This window comes from Arachnia sp., assembly GCF_057238465.1.
On sequence record NZ_DBHHFZ010000001.1, the window covers coordinates 224,752 to 240,650 of the forward strand.

General features: G+C 65.4%; 12 protein-coding genes and 1 pseudogene. 12 read left to right on the plus strand and 1 reads right to left on the minus strand.

Going from position 1 to position 15,899, the window contains the following annotated elements; all coding sequences use genetic code 11:
- Positions 1-65 precede the first annotated feature (65 nt).
- From ACO6D6_RS01010 to metG, 12 genes and pseudogenes are all read left to right on the plus strand, one after another.
- Positions 66-1,184 (plus strand): BMP family lipoprotein, encoded by a 1,119-nt coding sequence (locus tag ACO6D6_RS01010; RefSeq protein ID WP_484782530.1) that lies wholly within the window; start codon positions 66-68, stop codon positions 1,182-1,184.
- Between the two features lie 46 nt (positions 1,185-1,230).
- Entirely contained in the window at positions 1,231-2,826 is a 1,596-nt protein-coding gene (locus ACO6D6_RS01015) for an ABC transporter ATP-binding protein (RefSeq protein WP_484782531.1), read from the plus strand.
- On the plus strand, positions 2,823-4,004 hold the full coding sequence (locus tag ACO6D6_RS01020; protein WP_484782532.1) for an ABC transporter permease: 1,182 nt from the start codon (positions 2,823-2,825) through the stop codon (positions 4,002-4,004). The genes ACO6D6_RS01015 and ACO6D6_RS01020 overlap by 4 nt, the downstream gene beginning before the upstream one ends.
- On the plus strand, positions 4,001-5,302 hold the full coding sequence (locus ACO6D6_RS01025; protein ID WP_484782533.1) for an ABC transporter permease: 1,302 nt from the start codon (positions 4,001-4,003) through the stop codon (positions 5,300-5,302). Before ACO6D6_RS01020 ends, ACO6D6_RS01025 begins: the two co-directional genes overlap by 4 nt.
- A 1-nt stretch (position 5,303) precedes the next feature.
- The gene (locus ACO6D6_RS01030) at positions 5,304-5,702 is read left to right on the plus strand and encodes a cytidine deaminase (RefSeq protein WP_484782535.1); all 399 of its coding nucleotides are present in this window, start codon (positions 5,304-5,306) and stop codon (positions 5,700-5,702) included.
- 28 nt (positions 5,703-5,730) lie between these two features.
- Positions 5,731-6,822: an adenosine deaminase gene (locus ACO6D6_RS01035; protein ID WP_484782537.1), complete on the plus strand. Its 1,092-nt coding sequence runs from the start codon at positions 5,731-5,733 to the stop codon at positions 6,820-6,822.
- Positions 6,819-7,352 (plus strand): annotated as a pseudogene (locus ACO6D6_RS01040) (ribonuclease H family protein); the annotation flags it as partial. The gene ACO6D6_RS01035 and the pseudogene ACO6D6_RS01040, both read left to right, overlap by 4 nt.
- Before the next feature lie 11 nt (positions 7,353-7,363).
- Positions 7,364-8,677 (plus strand): threonine/serine exporter family protein, encoded by a 1,314-nt coding sequence (locus ACO6D6_RS01045; RefSeq protein ID WP_484782539.1) that lies wholly within the window; start codon positions 7,364-7,366, stop codon positions 8,675-8,677.
- 21 nt (positions 8,678-8,698) lie between these two features.
- On the plus strand, positions 8,699-10,759 hold the full coding sequence (locus tag ACO6D6_RS01050; protein ID WP_484782541.1) for a S9 family peptidase: 2,061 nt from the start codon (positions 8,699-8,701) through the stop codon (positions 10,757-10,759).
- Positions 10,749-11,615 carry an ATP-binding cassette domain-containing protein gene (locus tag ACO6D6_RS01055; RefSeq protein ID WP_484782542.1) on the plus strand — a complete coding sequence of 289 codons (867 nt, stop codon included), beginning with the start codon at positions 10,749-10,751 and terminating at the stop codon, positions 11,613-11,615. Before ACO6D6_RS01050 ends, ACO6D6_RS01055 begins: the two co-directional genes overlap by 11 nt.
- A gap of 2 nt (positions 11,616-11,617) precedes the next feature.
- Complete coding sequence (locus ACO6D6_RS01060; protein WP_484782544.1) at positions 11,618-12,217, plus strand: hypothetical protein; 600 nt, start codon at positions 11,618-11,620, stop codon at positions 12,215-12,217.
- A 60-nt stretch (positions 12,218-12,277) separates the two neighbouring features.
- Positions 12,278-14,065 carry a methionine--tRNA ligase gene (gene metG / locus ACO6D6_RS01065; protein WP_484782546.1) on the plus strand — a complete coding sequence of 596 codons (1,788 nt, stop codon included), beginning with the start codon at positions 12,278-12,280 and terminating at the stop codon, positions 14,063-14,065.
- A gap of 1,380 nt (positions 14,066-15,445) precedes the next feature.
- On the opposite strand, the gene ACO6D6_RS01070 is transcribed toward metG, so the two are convergent.
- Positions 15,446-15,877, minus strand: coding sequence for a DUF2207 domain-containing protein (locus ACO6D6_RS01070; RefSeq protein WP_484782548.1), 432 nt, complete (start codon positions 15,875-15,877; stop codon positions 15,446-15,448).
- Positions 15,878-15,899 lie beyond the last annotated feature (22 nt).

A 15,899-nucleotide genomic window follows, 5' to 3' on the forward strand; every position in this document is an offset into this window, starting at 1 on the left:
TCCCCCGAAGAGGGGCGCGATATGGTCGAGACAGCCAGGAAACCTCACGAAGTTTGGAGCCCGAAATGACCAGGTCTCTGCTCAAACTCGCGTCCCTCGCCGCCGTCAGCTCCCTGCTGCTGTCCGCATGCGCCGAGGCGCCGACGACGACCTCCTCCTCCCCGGCCGGTTCCGCCCCGGCCAGCAGCGCCACCGGCGGCGCAACTGCTGCCTCGGGGGACTTCAAGGCCTGCATGGTTTCCGACTTCGGTGGTTTCGACGACAAGTCCTTCAACGAGACCTCCTACAAGGGTCTGCTGCAGGCCAAGGAACAACTCGGTATCGAAACCGCGCAGATCGAATCCAAGGAGGAATCCGAATACGCGCGCAACGTCCAGTCCATGATCGATGCCAAGTGCGGTGTCATCGTGACGGTGGGATTCGCCCTCGCGAATGCCACGGAGGCCGCCGCGAAGCAGAATCCGAACATCAAGTTCGCGATCGTCGACAATGATTCCTTCGAGGGCGTGGACAACGCGAAGGGGTTGATCTTCGACACCGCCCAGCCCGCTTTCATGGCGGGTTATGTCGCCGCCTCGCTGACCCAGACCGGAAAGGTCGGCACCTTCGGTGGGGCCAAGTACCCGACCGTGTCGATCTTCATGGATGGCTTCGCCCAGGGTGTTGAGTACTACAACAAGGCCAAGGGCAAGACCGTTCAGGTTCTCGGCTGGGATCGCGCCGCCAAGGACGGCCAGTTCATCGGCGGTGCCAACCCGTTCGACGACAACGCCGGCGGCAAGAACACCGCGAACACGCTGATCGCCCAGGGCGCCGACATCATCCTGCCGGTGGCCGGCCCCTCCGGGCTGGGTGCGCTGGACGCGGTGAAGGAAACCAATGGCAAGGTGAACGCCATCTGGGTCGACACCGATGGCTACACCTCCGCGCCCGAGTACAAGGATGTGATCATCACTTCGATCGAGAAGAGCATGGACGTGGCGGTCCTCGACGCCATCAAGGCGGCCAAGGAGGGTTCCTTCTCCTCCGATCCATACGTCGGAACCCTCAAGAACAAGGGCGTCGATCTTTCCGAGTTCCACGACTTCGACTCCAAGGTTTCGGCCGAGACCAAGTCGGAACTGGAGCAGATCCGCGCCGACATCATCTCCGGGAAGATCACCGTCGAGACCACGGTCAGGTAGCGCGTGAAAGACGGGAAAGGGGCACCCCGCGGGTGTCCCTTTCCCGATGAGCGAATGTAGAGTGAGTCCGCCTGATGAAGGAGGAACAGTGACTTCGTCGTCCCCGGCCGCTCCCGTGTTGTCGCTGGAAGGCATCACGAAACGTTTCGGTTCCCTCACGGCCAACAACAACATCAGCATCGATGTCGTTCCGGGCCGCATTCACTGCCTGCTGGGGGAGAACGGGGCGGGAAAATCGACCCTGATGAACATCCTGTTCGGGTTGCTGACCCCCGACGAGGGTGAGATCAGGATGGGGGAGGAGAAACTGAGGCTGGGGGATCCCCGGCAGGCCATGGCCGCCGGCATCGGCATGGTGCATCAGCATTTCATGTTGATCCCCCCGTTCACGGTCGCGGAGAACATGGTGCTGGGGCACGAACCCGGTTCCGCGGGGCTCCTCGACATCGACCAGGCCAGGCGGCGGGTGCGGGAACTCTCGGAACGATACCGCCTGGAGGTTGATCCGGATGCGCTCGTGGAGGACCTTCCCGTTGGAATCCAGCAGCGGGTCGAGATCCTGAAGTCCTTGGCGTTGGATGCCCGCTACCTGATCTTCGACGAGCCGACGGCGGTGCTGACCCCGCAGGAGATCAGCGAGCTGATGGGGGTGATGCGCGCGCTGCGCGACGAGGGACGCGCGATCGTCTTCATCACCCACAAGCTCCGCGAGGTGCTGGAGGTCGCCGACGACATCACCGTCATCCGGCGCGGCGAGGTCGTCGGGCGTGCCGAACCGACCAGCACCGAGGCCGAACTGGCCGCCATGATGGTCGGGCGTTCCGTCGAGTTGAGGGTTACCAAACAGGAACCCTCAATCGGGGACGACCGCCTGGTGATCTCCGACCTGACGGTGGCCAACGCATCCGGTGCGGTGGCCGTGGATCATCTCGACCTGACGGTGCGCGGCGGTGAGATCATCGTCATAGCGGGGGTTCAGGGCAACGGGCAGAGCGAACTGGCCGAGTCGCTGCTCGGCACGATGACCCCGGTCGGCGGCACGATCACCCTTGATGGCGCCGATGTCACACGGCGCAGCCCCGCCAAAACCCTGAGGGCGGGCCTCGGCTACGTGCCGGAGGACCGGAACAGGGATGGCCTGATCGGGGAGTTCACGATCGCCCAGAACCTGGTGCTGGACAACCTCGACCGGTTCAGCACGGTTGGGAGGCTCAAGCTGAAGCAGATCAACCAGCACGCCACGAGGCTGGTTGAGGAGTTCGACATCCGCACCGATTCCTGTGTACAACCGGTCCGGTCGCTGTCGGGCGGCAACCAGCAGAAGGTGGTGCTGGCCCGGGAACTGTCGCGCCCGCTGTCGCTGCTGTTGGCCAACCAACCGACCAGGGGGGTTGACGTGGGCGCGGTCGAGTTCCTGCACAACCGGATCGTCGCGGAACGAGACGTTGGAACCGCGGTGCTCATCATCTCGACGGAACTCGACGAGGTGGAGTCGCTGGCCGATCGCATCGCGGTCATGTACCGGGGACGCATCGTCGGTATCGTCCCGCCGGACACCCCCCGCGACGTGCTGGGGCTCATGATGGCGGGGATCGACCACGAGAGCGCCGTCGCCATCACGCAACAAAAGGACGAGGCATGAACACCAGAGTTCCCCGCGGCCGCCCGGCCTGGGTCAACACCGCATTGGTGAGCACCGCATCCCTGGTCCTGGCCTTCGCCGTCGCGATGATCATCATGGTGGTCACCGACGCCGAGATCATGGCGAAGTACGCCTACTTCGTGGCCCGGCCCAGCGACGCCCTGGAGGCCACCTTCGGCAAGATCGTGCTCACCTTCAAGGCCATGTACGTGGGTTCCCTCGGGTCGTGGACCGCCTTCACCGAAACCACCGCGGAGGCGGCCCCCCTGATAGCGGCCGGTCTCGGGGTGGCGCTGGCCTTCCGGGCAGGACTGTTCAACATCGGCGCCCAGGGGCAGGCAGTGATGGGTGCGCTGGTCGGGGCCTACCTCGGTTTCAGCGTCAAGGGGCTCCCCGTCTTCCTGCATCTTCCGTTGGTGCTCCTCGTGGGTGTTCTCATGGGGGCCCTCTGGGGTGGTTTGGTCGGTCTCCTCAAGGCCCGCACCGGGGCCCACGAGGTGATCCTCACGATCATGATGAACTACGTCGCCGCGAACATCCTCTCCTACCTGCTGAAGCAACCGTTCATGCGGCAGCCGGGGGCTGCCAACCCGATCGCCCCCGTTCTGGAGTGGAGCGCCACCCTGCCCCGGATAGCAGGGGCCCGCCTGCACCTGGGATTCGCCCTGGCCCTGCTGGCGGCCCTGGGCTGCTGGTGGCTCCTGGAACGCACCAAGCTCGGTCTCCGGTTGCAGGCGGTCGGGTTGAACCCGGACGCCGCGGCGACCGCGGGCACCTCCGTGGGACGGGTCACCTTCGTGACGATGGGTCTGGCAGGTGGCCTGGCGGGTCTCGGGGGCCTGATCATCGTCACCGCCCCCGTGATGCTGACGAGCTATCCACCACAGCTGACGGTCAGCATCATCGGGACCCTCGGGTTCGACGCCATCACGGTGGCCCTGCTCGGGCGTTCCCGGCCCATCGGTGTGGTGCTTGCGGGGTTGCTGTTCGGCGCGTTGAAAGCCAGCCGCGCATCCATGGTCGTGATTGCAAACACCCCCAAGCAGCTGGTGGACCTCATCCAGGCCCTGATCGTCCTGCTCGTAGCGGCGCCCGCCTTCGTGATCTGGCTGCTGCCCTTCCTCAAGGAACGCAGGCGCAGGACCGCCCGGACCGCTCGCAAGGAGGCCAAGGCATGAGCACCGAAACCATCGTTCCGGGTGCCGACGCCCCGGCAAGGGAAGTCGTCGAATCACCGGAGGGGCGTTCCACACGCATAGCGGCGGGGATTCTCCTGGCCCTGCTCGGGGTGCTGCTGCTGGTGATGGCGTTCACCGCCAACCCGACCGGGAAAATCGCCCTGTCGGACGCCTTCGCGGAGGTGCAGCTGCCGACCATCGAGGTGCCGGGACCGCCGGTGCTGCTGCTCTTCGCCCTGCTCACCCTGGCCGCGGGGGCCGGTTTCCTGAGCGGCAGGTTCCCGAAGAACTGGCGCATCGCGGTGGGAATGGTTGCCGGGCTCAGCGTCCTCGCGGGTTTCATGGTCTGGGCCGCATCGTCCTCCACCGTCCCGTTCACGCTGACGAGCCAGCTGAACCTCACGCTCGCGTATTCGACCCCGCTGCTGTTCGGGGTGCTGGCCGGTGTCCTTTCGGAGCGCGCCGGCGTGGTGAACATCGCGATCGAGGGGCAGTTCCTGGCGGCGGCCTTCGCGGCCTCCGTGATGTTCTCCGTGACCCAGTCCTTCCTGGCCGCCCTGGTGGCGGCCGCCATCGCCGGTCTCCTCATGGGGGCCGTGCTGGCCCTGTTCACCCTGAAATACCTGGTGGACCACGTCATCGTCGGGGTGGTCGTGAACCTGCTGGCCACGGGGTTGACGGGGTTCATCTTCCAACAGCTCGTCGCTCGTGACCTCAAGACCTTCGGCGCGGTCAGCCCCATGCCGGTGTTCGCCATCCCCGCGCTGAGCAACATCCCGTTCATCGGTCCGATCCTGTTCACCCAACGCCCCCTGACCTTCATGGCCCTGCTGGCGGTTCCGCTCGTGTGGTTCCTGCTCTACCGCACCAAGTGGGGGCTCAGGGTCCGGGCCGTCGGTGAACACCCGCGGGCCGCGGACACCGTCGGGATCAAGGTGATCTCCACCAAGACCCAGTCCGTGCTGCTGGGCGGGATCTTCGCGGGTCTGGGTGGGGCCTATTTCACGGTCGGTTTCGTCGGCGCCTTCCAGGACAACAACATCACGGCGGGCAACGGCTTCATCGCCCTGGCAGCGGTGATCATGGGCCGCTGGCATCCCGTCCTGGGCGCGGGCACAGCCCTGTTCTTCGGGTTCGCCCGGGCCCTGGCCCAGTCCATCAAACTGATGAACCTCCCGATCCCCAGCGAGTTCATCGAGATGCTGCCCTACATCGCCACCATCATCGCGGTCGCGGGGCTGGTCGGTCGTGTCCGCCCGCCCGCCGCCGACGGCGCCCACTTCGTGAAGACCCACTGACATGACCGGCATCGACTGGGAACGGCTGCGGAACGCGGCACGGGATGTCACGGGAAGGGCTTATGCGCCGTATTCCGACTACCAGGTGGGGGCGGCCGCGCTGGTTGACGACGGACGCATCGTGGTCGGCTGCAATGTGGAGAACGCCTCCTACGGGGTGGGGCTCTGCGCCGAGTGTGGGCTGGTCTCGCAGCTGGCCGCCACCGGTGGCGGTCAGCTGGTGGCGTTCACCTGCTGCAACAAGCTGGGGGAGAGGATCATGCCCTGTGGGCGTTGCCGGCAGCTGCTGTTCGAGTTCGGCGGCAACGAACTCCTGCTGGACACCCCGACCGGGGTGCTGCCGATGTCGGCGGTGCTGCCGCAGGCCTTCGGACCCGCCGATCTGGACCATGCCCGTTGATCCCGAACCACGACCCTAGGATGTCCCCATGCTGAGCCCGGAAGAACTACGCACCCTGCCCAAGGTTGCCCTTCACGATCATCTCGACGGCGGTCTGCGGCCCGCGACCGTGATCGAGCAATGCGCCGAGAACGGGCACGAACTGCCCACCACCGACCCGGAGAAGCTGGGCCGGTGGTTCTTCGAGTCCGCCGATTCCGGTTCCCTGGGGCGCTACCTGGAAGGTTTCGCCCACACCACCGCAGCCATGCAGACCCGCGACCAGCTGGTGCGGGTGGCGCGCGAGTTCGTGCTGGACCAGGCCGCCGATGGTGTTGTCTACGCCGAGGCCCGCTGGGCCCCCGAACAGCACCTGGAGAAGGGTTTGACGCAGGAGGCCGCGGTGGAGGCGGTCCGTGACGGCCTTGCCGAGGGGATGGCGCAGGCCGAGGCCGCGGGACGGGCCATTGTCGCCACCCAGATCGTCACGGCAATGCGTCACGTCGACGAACCCACCACCGGGATCGCCGAACTGGCCCTGGCCTATCGCGACGACTCCGTCGTCGGATACGACATCGCAGGTGCCGAGATGGGGTTCCGCCCCACCCGCTTCCAGGACTCTTTCGACCTGCTGCGACGCAACAACGCGCACTTCACGATTCACGCTGGAGAGGCCGACGGTCCCGAGTCGATGTGGGAGGCCGTCCAGCTCTGTGGAGCCCAGCGCATCGGTCACGGCGTGCGCATCTGCGAGGACATCGAGGATTTCTGGGGAGACCGACCCCGGCTCGGGCGGTTCGCGGCCTTTGTCCGGGACCAGCGCATCCCGCTCGAGGTGTGCCCGACCTCGAACCTGCAAACCGGCGTGGCCAAGTCCCTCGACCGGCATCCCGTCGGACGGCTCGCCGAACTCGGCTTCAACGTCACCATCCACTGCGACAACCGCCTCATGGGCGGAACCTCCCTGTCCGAGGAGTTCGCGAAACTCTCCGAGACCTTCGGGTGGGGGCTGTCCGAGGTGGAGGCCGTGACCGTGGCGGCCATGCGTGCCGCCTTCCTGCACCACGACGAACGAGAAGCCCTCGTCGAGGGGCTGATCCGTCCCGCCTTCCACGCCGCCCGTCGCGAGGCGCGGGCGTGATCACAGCAGCCGCGGACGGGTCCTCGCTGACCAATCCCGGCCCTGCCGGTTGGGCCTGGTACATCGACGACGACCGGTGGGCCGCCGGGGGATGGCCTCACGGAACCAACAACATGGGGGAGCTGATGGCGGTCCTGGACCTGTTGAACTCCACGGCGGGCACGGACGAGGAACTGCTGATCCTGTGCGATTCGCAGTACGTCATCAATTCCCTGACCGTGTGGCTGCCCGGTTGGAAACGCCGCGGCTGGAAGAAGGGTGACGGCAAACCCGTCCTGAACGCCGACCTGATGAAACAACTGGACCGTGCCCTGCAGGGCAGGCGGGTGCGTTTCGAATGGGTCAAGGGGCACACGGGTCATCCCCTGAACGAGGCCGCCGACGAACGGGCACGCGCCGCCGCCACCGCCCATCGGGACGGTGCCCCCGTGGCCCGGGGACCCGGGTTCCCGGGAGCGGGGGAGAAACCGGTACGACCGGAACCTCCGCATGAGGATGCACCCGAGCAGCTCGCGCTGTTCGAGCTTCCCGGCGAGCGGGCATGACCGCCGATCCCCGGGAGGTGCTGGACCTGGGGCTGGAGATCGGTTGCGGGATGCTGGCTCACGGCGCCTCCGTGTCGTCAGCCATCCGGGCTTCCCGGCACGCCATGCGGGACCTCGGAATGGCGGAATACCACACCGACGTCACCGGGAACATGATCATCGTCTCGGTCAGGGGAGAGACCGACGGTGAACCCCTGACCGCCATGCGGGTGGTTCCCGTCGGCCATCAGGACTTCGAACTCATAACGATGCTTCAGCAGGTGGCCTCCGAGGCCCGCAACAACAGCATCCCGGACTCCCGGGCCCGGATCGAGGTCATCCTCGGGCGTCGCGGACGCTGGGGAGGGCTCGACGTCTCCTTGGGGTTCGGGGCGGTTTCCAGCGCGGCGGCGCTCATGTTCGGGGCCCGGTGGATCGTCGGTCTGCTGGCGTTGATCGTCGCCTGGAGCATCCACCGGACCCAGGTGTGGCTGTCGAAACGGCGGGTGTCGGTGTTCTTCCAGCAGTGTGTCGGCGGGGCGATGGCCGCGGCTACTGCGGTCGGCGTGGCCCTGGCCAAGGGATGGGGCGTTCCGGGACTGGCCGGGATCGAACCGGGGCTGATAGTCATCGGCGCCATCATCTCCATGCTCGCGGGCCTGGCCATTCTCGGGGCCTCGGAGGACGCCATCGCCGGTCTCTACGTGACCGGCACCGCCCACGCCATCCACGGGCTGATCGTCACCATCGGGCTGGTGATCGGCGCCAGCGTCGTGGTGGCGGGTGCCAGCTGGCTTGGCATTCCGGTGTGGATCAACGCGCAGTTCAGCATCGATGGCCTCTTGGGGCCCGTCTCGGTGTTCTGGTCCGGGATCGTGGCCGCGGCGTGGGCGTTCTGCACCCGCGCGTCGCGGCGGGCTATCGTCAGCGCGGGGCTGATCGGCGCGGCCAGCTGGTGGTTCTTCCTGTGGTTGTTGGCGCAGCGCTGGCCCGTGGTCGCGGCCACCGGGGCGGCCGCCCTGCTGGTCGGGGTGGCATCCGCAGCTGCGGCACGCCTGTTGCGGGTGCAGCTGGACTCCATCTCGGCATCGGCCGTGGTGCCGATCCTGCCCGGCCTGGTGACCTGGTCCGGGGTTTTGAAGTTGGCCCTAGGTACTGGGGAGATGTCCTTCGTGGACGGCCAGCAGGACCTGATGACCGCGGCCGCCGTCGGCATCATCCTGGCCGCCGGTGTCGCCGCCGGGGCGGCAATGGCGCGCCCCATGTCCGTTCCGATCCGGAAACTGCCGTGGCCCATCCGTCCACTGGGCCCGCGTGGCGCCCGGAAGTGATGAAGCCTTACGGTATGGGGTGTGAAACCGCGCCACCTCGACCTGCTGGTCACCCTGTCGTCCCCAACCCTCAGCCCCGATGGTGAGCAGGCGGTTTTCGCGGCGAGTCGGCCTTCCTTCGAGGTTGACGACCACGTCGGGAGAATCTGGAGTGTGGCCACGGCCGGCAGGGGACGTCCCAGACCCCTGACCCGGGGCACATCGGACCTGGCGCCGCAGCTGAGCCCCGACGGGCAGACGGTGGCTTTCCTGCGGGGCGGTATCGATGCCAAGCCGCAGCTCGCCGTCGTCGCGGCCGAGGGCGGGGAACCCAGGATAATCACCGACGCCCCGCTGGGGGTGGACGAGTTCGTGTGGTCCCGGGATTCCAGGAGGCTGGCGTTCGTGGCCAGGATGCCCGAGGAGGGGCGTTACGGAACCCTCGAAGGTGTCCCCGCCGAACGTGAGGATCCCAGGTTGATCGTGGGAAACAAGTACCAGGCGAACGGGATCGGATACATCCGGGACCGTCCCCGTGGGATCTACCTCCTGGAGGTTCCCTCCCTCGACGAGGAACCCTGGCTGGAACCCCGGGGGCGTGCGGGGACGGGAACCGAGGAGGAACCCAGGGACAACACCGCTCTCGGGGGGCGGCACGGAATCCCTCCGGCGCGGCTGCTGACCCCGCTGGAGGCCGACTGCCACCAGCCGGAGTTCACCCCCGACGGGAAACGGATCTGCTTCACCGCGGCGCTGCACACGGAGGAGGACTCGGATCTGCGCTCGATGATCCACGGGGTGCCCGTCACCGGCGGGGAACCGGTTCTCGTGGCCGGAGGTCCCGATTCCACGCGGGCATGGTCACGGCCCCGGTTCAGCCGTGACGGCAGGACCCTGTTCCTGCTGGCGGAGCACCTCGGGGAGAGCGGGCTCGATTTCGTCGGGCGCGCGACCGTCGTCGCCGCCCTGGCCGCCGATGCGGAACCCGGCACCGAACCCCGGATTCTCACGGATCCGGCCACCAGCGACTACGAGGCACCGTGGAGTTTCCTGGAGCCCTTCGGGGAGGAATCCGTCCTGGCTCCCGCCCGGGTCCGGGGCTGCGGGGAATTGCACGCGATCTCCCCCGAGGGTCGGGTCCATGTTCTGGTCAGGGGCCCGAAGGTGGTCAGCGCGGCCGCCGAACGCTCTGGGGTGAGCGTCGCGGTCGTCAGTGAGGCCACCCGCCCCATGGAACTCGCCCGGGTGACCGAGGGAAGACTCGTCCGCCTGACCGATTTCGCGCGGCCTCTCGTCGCTGCGGCGACCCCGGTGGAGCCGAGGGAACTGACCATCCAGGGCGAGGAAGGCCACGACATCCACGGCTGGGTGTTCGTTCCCAAGGGGCGGGGACCCCACCCGGTTCTGTTGAACATTCACGGCGGTCCGTTCTCGAACTTCAACTGGGGCTTCTTCGACGAGGCCCAGGTTTATGTTCGTGCCGGCTATGCGGTGGTGCAGTGCAATCCGCGGGGTTCCTCGTCCTACGGGGAGGCCCACGGCCGGGCGGTCAAGGAACGAATGGGCGTGGTCGACATGGCCGATGTGTTGGCCTTCCTGGAGGGGGCGTGCGGACAGTTCAAAAGCCTGGACGAGGACCGGGTGGGGATCATGGGGGGCTCCTACGGGGGCTACCTGACCGCGTGGATCACCGCCCACGACAACAGATTCGCCGCCGCCGTCGTCGAGCGGGGCTATCTTGATCCCGCCGCGTTCGTCGGGACCAGCGACATCGGGTGGTTCTTCTCGGACGGTTATGTCGGTGCCGACCCGGAAAAGGTCGAGCAGCAGTCACCCATGGCCAAGGTCGGGCAGGTCAGGACCCCGACGCTGGTCATTCACTCCGAACGCGACCTGCGGTGCCCGCTGGAGCAGGCGCAGCGCTACTTCGCCGCGCTGCGGCGCAACGGGGTGACCGCCAGGATGCTGATCTTCCCCGGGGAGAACCACGAACTGTCGCGGTCCGGGACACCTTGGCACAGAAGACAAAGATTCGAAGCGATTCTCGACTGGTGGGCTGAACAGCTTCCGGTACGCATGAAGGAGGCGCGGCGTGGCAGGTGATGTGGCCTTCGGGTTGAGGAATGTTCAGGTCGGGTTGGGATCGCGGGTGGTGTTGCAGCAGGTGAACCTGTCGGCGCCCATCGGCTCGGTGACCGGCCTGATCGGACGGAACGGGGCCGGTAAGTCAACGCTGCTGAGGCTGCTGGCCGGCCGTGAGGCCCGGTACACCGGTGAGGCGCAGGTTTTCGGCAGGAAACTGCCCGAGGCCGCATCCGGAATGGTCTACCTGACGGCGGAGCACTGGCCCTTCGGAGGGGATCAGCGCCTGCGTGACCTCGCACGCCACGTCGCCCGGGTGCATCCGAACTTCGACATGGAACGCGCCATTGAGCTGCTGGCCTGGTTCGATGTCCCCGAGAGCCGCCACCCCATGGCTCTCAGCCGTGGGCAGCGCACGGCCGCCTTCCTCAGCCTGGCGTTGGCGGCCCGGGCCCCGTTGACCATGCTGGACGAGCCCTACAACGGGCTCGACGTACCCGCCCGGCAGCGTTTCACGCGGGTCCTGCTGGAGGAGCTGCAGTTGTTTCCCCGCACCCTGCTGATCTCCACACACCTGGTTGACGAGGCCGAGCCGCTGTTCCAGTACGTGGCTTTCATGGAGGGCGGCCGGATCACGGCCGCCGACACCGTCAAGGGTATGGTCACCTCGTTCACCAGGGTGAGTGGGCCGGTGGCGGAGGTGGACGCGCTGCCCAGGCTCGGGCGGCTGGACCGGGAAGGAGCATGGGCCAGCGCGGTGGTCAGGAAGGGGGCGGAGGGTGACCTGCTGGCCAAGCCCGTCAGTCTCCGGGAACTGGCCGACCTGCTGATAGGTCCCAGGCGTGACGCCCAGGTGGACGTCGAGAGAGGGAAGTGACGATGAACGGAGATGTCGGTGCGGTGCTGTCCGCCATGGGTGGGCGATTCGCGTGGCGCTACTGGTGGCCCGTGATTCCGTGGCTGGCCGACATCGCAATGGTTGCCACCTTCCGGCGGGACAACGTCCAGGAGCCGGCCGGTGTGCTTTTCCTGGTCTGCCTGGCCTCGGTGCCGCTGCTTTGGTTGTGGGGGGCGCGGTTCGCCGTCGCCCTGGGACACGCCAGGCGGCGGGTGTTTCCCATGCTCGTCGCGTTGAGTATCGGGCTGCCGATGCTCTGGCAGGTCGTCGGCAGCATTTCCCGGCTGGTCGTTGGGCTGGGGGACGGAGGCCACTCCGAGGGACTGTTCCTGTTCTACGGGCTGCCGATCGTGGCACTGCTGATGCTGGGGTGTGCGCTCTGGCTGGGCTACGGCTGGCGTGGGGTGGGGATCGCCGTCCTGGGCTGGGGCGCTGCGGTGGCGCTGTTCTACCTGGTGCTGTGGCCCCTGTTCGTCGGGCTCGAGCTGGTCTCGTTCATCGTCGGGACCTGCTGGGTGATCCTGATGCTGGTCGGATCCGCCTGGGGAGGCTGGGGAGGTTTCCGGATCGCGCGGGCCTGAGCGGACGGACGGGGCTGAGTGGACGGACGGGCCCGAGCCACACCAGATAGGATGCGGGCCATGTGTTCTGACGTTCTAGCGGCGGTTGCCTGGCCCTATGCGAACGGCCCCCGCCACATCGGTCATGTGTCCGGTTTCGGCGTCCCCTCGGACGTGTTCGCGCGCTACATGCGCATGGCGGGACACAACGTGCTGATGGTTTCCGGATCGGACGAGCACGGCACCGCCATCCAGGTGAAGGCGGATTCCGAGGGGTTGACGGCCCGCGAATGCGCCGACAAGTACCACCGGGTGATCGCCTCCGATCTGCAGGGGCTGGGGTTGTCCTACGACCTGTACACCCGCACCACCACCGCAAACCACTACCGGGTGGTGCAGGAGGTGTTCAAGGCACTGTACGACAACGGTTATGTCATCGCCCAGACCCAGATGGGAGCCATTTCCCCGTCCACGGGACGCACCCTGCCCGATCGTTTCATCGAGGGCACCTGCCCCATCTGCGACTACGCCGGTGCCCGCGGCGACCAGTGCGACAACTGCGGGAACCAGCTCGACCCGGCGGACCTGATCAACCCGGTTTCCCGCATCAACGGTGAAACCCCGCGGTTCGTGGAGACCGAACACTTCTTCCTCGACCTGCCGAAGGTCGCGGAGCAGCTGACGACCTGGCTCGACTCCCGCGAGGACTGGCGGCCCAATGTCTTGAAATTCAGCCACAACCTGCTGGAGAAGATCCGCCCCAGGGCCATCACCCGCGACCTCGACTGGGGGGTTCCCGTTCCCCTCGACGGCTGGATCGACGCCCCCATGAAACGCATCTACGTTTGGTTCGACGCGGTCATCGGCTACCTGTCGGCCTCGATCGAATGGGCCAGGCGCAGCGGCGACCCGGATGCCTGGCGGAGGTTCTGGAACGAGGAAACCGCCCAGAGTTTCTACTTCATGGGCAAGGACAACATCGTCTTCCACTCCGTCATCTGGCCGGGCATCCTGCTGGGGGCCAACGGGCAGGGAGCCGTCGGCGGCGAGATCAAACCCGCCCTGGGGGAGCTGCAACTCCCCACGGAGGTGGTTTCGTCGGAGTTCATGACCATGCGCGGCTCGAAGGTATCGAGTTCGCGGGGCGCCTCCATCTTCGTCGGCGACTTCCTGAAAGAGTTCGGACCCGATGCGCTCAGGTACTTCATCGCGGTGGCCGGTCCCGAGAACCAGGACACCGATTTCACCTGGGAGGAGTTCGTGCGCCGGGTGAACTTCGAACTGGCCAACGAATGGGGCAACCTCGTCAACCGCTCCATCTCCATGGCCCACAAGAACAACGGTGCGATCCCTCAGGCCGGGGAACTCACCGAGGCCGACCGTGAACTGCTTGACGCCTCCGCCGCGGCCTTCGTGACGGTGGGGGAGCACATCGCGGCCCGCCGTTTCAAGGCCGGCATCACCGAGGCGATGCGGATCGTTTCCCTGGCGAACAAGTACCTGTCCGATCAGGAACCCTGGAAACTGAAGGACAACCCTGCCCGCCGCGACACCGTGCTGCACGTTGCACTGCAGGTGGTATCCGACTGCAACACCCTGCTGACCCCGTACCTGCCGCACTCCGCCCAGGCCGTCTTCGAGGCCCTCGGTAACGAAGGGGTGTGGGCGGCCCAGCCGGAACTCAGGGAGGTCACCGACGGTGAGATCACCTACCCGATCCTGACCGGCGACTACGCGGCCCAGCAGGCGGTGTGGGAACGCCGCCCCGTCGTCGCCGGCACCCCACTGGCAAAACCCAGCCCGTTGTTCCGCAAACTCGACGAGAAACTGGCGACGGAGGGGCCGAGCTGGGCACCGATCAAGCCGTAGTTTTTAACAGTACCAGCCATCGACCCTCTTCGTGGGTTCGCTGTCGTGGTTTGTACGGGCTTCATCTCACACAATTTCAACGCGTCGCAGAGATACCAGCCAGTCAACCCTACTAGCTCGTTCAGGATCCGCGTTTTCTTCTTGCGATCATCCCCTCGGTGAGCAGGGCCTTCTGCGTCACAGCCTTGTGCCTGCTCATCGTCAACTCCATACCCCATCGTGACCGCGACCTCGTTGTCGGGGAAAATGTGTGAGGCGCAGGCCCTAGTCACACGGGACGACGAGGCTAATTCACAGCCATCCTCGAGTGCGCTCTGACTAGGGCTTTGCTGTTCGACATGCCTGTGAATGAGGTCTACACATGAGTCTCGCCGAAGAGTTGACAGCCGGCTATCGGACCTGTATCGTTCCCACATGGAAAAGTGCGGCGAAAAGCTGTGATATCGTGCGCAGGTTTGATACTCTCTCTCACTGCTCCCTTGGCGTAGCGCGAATACCAACGGCTGGGTGTATGTATCAGAAGGTAGTTGGTACACGTCTTGGATTAGATGCACATCGCGTGCTCTCTCCGATAGAAACGAGACAATATAAGGGTCCGTCCAAGTGTCGGCGCAATGAACATGGGCGCTCCACTTTGTGGATCTGGAAGTGGGCAGGCCACAGCGGGGGAGGCGTCGGCGTGGGGGTCGTGGTAAAAGAGTGCCCCATCCAACTGGGTGTTGAGTTTGTACAGTGCTGAACGCAATTCCGCGAGTGGGCTTTCAAGTTTACGGACGTGCTTGGTTGAAGACGATCGGGGAGTCTTCAGTCGCGATCTATAGTGAGGCCGAGTGTGATGGAATTTCTATAATTGCAGAAATTTCTCCAATGTCTTCAAGCTTTCAGTCTGGGCTACGATACGATTTTGCGGGTATTTATCGCCGCAGCGGGGTGTACATTAATGATTTGATTCCATCCGCGGCTCAGGGGTACTCTATTCCAAGATTATTTGATGTTTCGAGAAAGATGTCGAAAAGGCGGCTGCTTGAGTATGTCCAAGAAATGGAGTCCCAGCCTTGGTTCTCGGAACTGTTTTTGAGTTCGTGGATCGATTATGACCCTGATTCGCGTATGGGTTTCTTGGGGATCATCGTGGTTAAGTACTTCACATCAGAGTTCTTGGAGTGGTGGCGTAATCATCCAGCTGATCGGTGTCAGTTGTATCCATTGATTAGCTCAGATCCGAAGTTTCTCGCGCCCTGAATGTTCGCTACGACAACCCGCTAGAACCGTACTCCGAGAACCACAGCGAAGGTGGAATCAAGATTCGTCCCTGCTGGATGTGGGGCTGATTGGACTCTCATCCACGGGCGGCGCATTGGCAGGGGAAACCACCCCTAGTCATGATGCGCTTAAAAAAAGCTGTGAATGAGCCTCATAGCCACTCCAAGCGATCAACCCGGTCACGGGGTAGCTGATCCGGTAGGCGTGTTTCTCATGGAGATATCGGGACGCGTAGCCGAGCCGGATCTGGATGTTGTCTTCCTTGTCCGTGGTGGTCCGGGGCCGCGGGGAGCTGACGTTGATGCCGGAGATCTCGTAGCGGTAGAACTGGCCGTCCTGCCCGCCCGGCTGCCGGGTGGGCAGGACGAAAACCGGGCCGCGTCCGACGGTCTTGGAGAAGTCCATCTCAAGTTCGGCGTTCACGTGCCTCACCCCGTCCGGCGACAGGTTGACGTCCACGTTCCAGTGGGTGATCGGGGCCGATTCGTCGGCCCACGCCTGAGGTGTGGCCAGGAAGGCCGTGAGTAGGACGATGGCCAGCGCCGGCAATCCTTGCAATCCATGTCGTTTT

Excerpts from the sequence above, each read along its gene's own strand:
- ACO6D6_RS01060 (WP_484782544.1), top strand. The coding sequence starts at position 11,618 with ATGAACGGAGATGTCGGTGCGGTGCTGTCCGCCATGGGTGGGCGATTC.
- ACO6D6_RS01025 (WP_484782533.1), top strand. The coding sequence starts at position 4,001 with ATGAGCACCGAAACCATCGTTCCGGGTGCCGACGCCCCGGCAAGGGAA.
- metG (WP_484782546.1), top strand. The coding sequence starts at position 12,278 with ATGTGTTCTGACGTTCTAGCGGCGGTTGCCTGGCCCTATGCGAACGGC.
- ACO6D6_RS01015 (WP_484782531.1), top strand. The coding sequence starts at position 1,231 with ATGAGCGAATGTAGAGTGAGTCCGCCTGATGAAGGAGGAACAGTGACT.
- ACO6D6_RS01045 (WP_484782539.1), top strand. The coding sequence starts at position 7,364 with ATGACCGCCGATCCCCGGGAGGTGCTGGACCTGGGGCTGGAGATCGGT.
- ACO6D6_RS01010 (WP_484782530.1), top strand. The coding sequence starts at position 66 with ATGACCAGGTCTCTGCTCAAACTCGCGTCCCTCGCCGCCGTCAGCTCC.
- ACO6D6_RS01030 (WP_484782535.1), top strand. The coding sequence starts at position 5,304 with ATGACCGGCATCGACTGGGAACGGCTGCGGAACGCGGCACGGGATGTC.
- ACO6D6_RS01020 (WP_484782532.1), top strand. The coding sequence starts at position 2,823 with ATGAACACCAGAGTTCCCCGCGGCCGCCCGGCCTGGGTCAACACCGCA.
- ACO6D6_RS01035 (WP_484782537.1), top strand. The coding sequence starts at position 5,731 with ATGCTGAGCCCGGAAGAACTACGCACCCTGCCCAAGGTTGCCCTTCAC.